At 68.4% G+C, this 2,296-nt stretch carries 3 protein-coding genes; all 3 read right to left on the bottom strand.

The window, feature by feature from the left end; translation table 11 throughout:
* Window positions 1-21: 21 nt before the first annotated feature.
* Entirely contained in the window at window positions 22-408 is a 387-nt protein-coding gene (gene rplL / locus AC13HU_RS35920) for a 50S ribosomal protein L7/L12 (RefSeq protein WP_483046189.1), read from the bottom strand.
* 126 nt (window positions 409-534) lie between these two features.
* Entirely contained in the window at window positions 535-1,077 is a 543-nt protein-coding gene (gene rplJ, locus AC13HU_RS35915) for a 50S ribosomal protein L10 (RefSeq protein ID WP_483046188.1), read from the bottom strand.
* Window positions 1,078-1,401: 324 nt separating this feature from the next.
* On the bottom strand, window positions 1,402-2,296 hold an 895-nt coding region (locus AC13HU_RS35910; RefSeq protein WP_483046187.1), incomplete at its 5' end, for an SCO4651 family lipoprotein.

Genomic DNA, 2,296 nt, shown 5'->3' with positions numbered 1-2,296 from the left:
GAGCAGAAGCGCGGCGAGGTGTTACTTGACCTCGACGGAGGCGCCGGCGCCCGCGAGGGCTTCCTTGCCCTTCTCCGCGGCTTCCTTGGTGACCTTCTCCAGGACGGGCTTCGGGGCGCCGTCCACGAGGTCCTTGGCCTCCTTCAGGCCGAGCGAGGTCAGCTCGCGCACGACCTTGATGACCTGGATCTTCTTGTCACCGGCGGCGGTGAGGATGACGTCGAACTCGTCCTTCTCCTCCGGCGCGTCGGCGACGGCGGCGGCAGCGCCACCCCCAGCGGCGACCGCGACCGGGGCGGCGGCGGTGACGTCGAACTTCTCCTCGAACGCCTTCACGAACTCGGAGAGCTCGATGAGGGTGAGGTCCTCGAACTGGGCGAGCAGTTCGTCCTGGGTGAGCTTCGCCATGATGGCGTCCTTCCATTCATTCGGCTGGTGCCGTGGTGTACATGTCGGCGGGCATACATCGGGCCCGCTGTGACCGCTCCCGTTCGTACGCGTACGGGTCAGGCGGCGGTCATTGTGCGAGCCGAGTTACTCGGCACCGCCCTGCTCTGCCTCTGCCTCGGCCTTCTTGGCCCGAAGCGCCTCCGCGGTGCGGACGAACTTCGACGGGAGCGCCTGGAAGAGCGCGGCAGCCTGGGACTGCTTGGCCTTCATGGCACCCGCCAGCTTGGCGAGCAGAACCTCGCGGGACTCGAGGTCCGCAAGCTTCTTGATCTCGTCGGCGGACAGCGCCTTGCCGTCAAGGACACCGCCCTTGATGACGAGAGCGGGGTTGTCCTTGGCGAAGTCGCGCAGACCCTTCGCCGCCTGGACCGGGTCACCGGTCACGAAGGCGACAGCCGACGGACCCGCGAACAGGTCGTCGAGCGTGTTGATCCCGGCCTCGTTGGCCGCGATCTTGGTCAGCGTGTTCTTCACCACGGCGTACGTGACGTTCTCACCGAGCGAACGGCGCAGCGTCTTGAGCTGCGCCACGGTGAGACCGCGGTACTCGGTCAGCACTGCGGCGTTCGAGGAGCGGAACTTGTCCGTCAACTCGGCAACCGCGGCAGCCTTGTCGGGCCTCGCCATGAGTCTCGGCCTCCTTCCGGGTGATTGCGGACCGCCCGGTTGACGAAGGGGACGTGACTGGTGCGACAACACAAACGCCCCGGGCGCAGGCGCACGGGGCGGAACTCGACGAAAGTACTTCAGCACTTCCGGAGATCGTGGTCCGATCACCTACGCGGGCCGTCCGCACCGAGCGGAATCCTTCGGCCGCCCCACCCGATGACGGGCGCGACGACAACCTGCGGTCTTTGGCTTCGTCTTGAGAGTACGGGAGCGGGTCGCCCCGGAGCAAATCGCCTCCGGCGGGGCCCGTACGGGTAGGGTCCCGCCGACCGCGGACGCTCCTCACGAGGACGGGTGCAGCGCCTTCTGCAGCTGGGCCTTGACCGCGGCGGTCATGTCGGCGGTGTCCGACGCGGGCGGGGCCGCGATCGTCTCCGGGCCACCGAAGCGCAGGTAGTCCATGGTCGTCGTCACGGAACTCCGATCCTGGCGGTAGCGGACCAGCGTGCTGTCGTGTGCGAGCCACACCTCGGTCAGGATCGGCTCCACCAGTCCCTGCTTCTTCATGGCCGCGGGCGCCGGCACGTGCCCCTTGTAGTGGGTCGTCGGCTTGCCGTCCACCGTCTCCGTGCCGGCCGTCCGCAGGTCGGTGGAGGCCGCCAGATCCCGCAGGAAGACGGCCGGATCGCCCTTGGGCCCGGCCCCGCTCCCGGCATCGGCGTTCGCCATCTTCGTGCCGAGATACGCCGACAGGTCGACCTTCGCCCAGTGCTTGCCCTTGAGCGGGCCGGAGGGCTGCGGATCGACGTGGTAGTAGCTGGCGGTGCCGATCTGCCGCGTCTCCATCAACGTCCCGTGGCTGTACTTCTGCATGCCGATCAAGGCGGGATCGATTCTGGTGTCACTGCGCGCACCATCGCTCCCCCACGTGTAACTGCCTTTGGCGGTGCCGTGCTTGCCGTAGATGTCGGTGATCGCGGTGACCTCCGCGGACTTCTTCGTGTCGGCCAGCGCGGCCGCGTCCATGAGCGCTTGCTTCGCCGCCCCGCCGGCACTCTTCGCCGTCCCGTCGGCACTCTTCGCCGCCCCCGTCGCCTTGGTACGCGCCCCGGCGCGGGTCGCCGTCCGGGCGTGGTGCGTACCGCCGCCGCAGCCTGCCGTGGCGAGCAGCGCCGTCACGACAACAGCGCAGCCGACAGCCGTAGTTGATCTCATCGCGTGGTCCCCACCCCTGGTT

It is taken from the genome of Streptomyces sp. NH27 (assembly GCF_056859195.1).
This window is presented reverse-complemented; position numbering and strand designations above follow the sequence as displayed.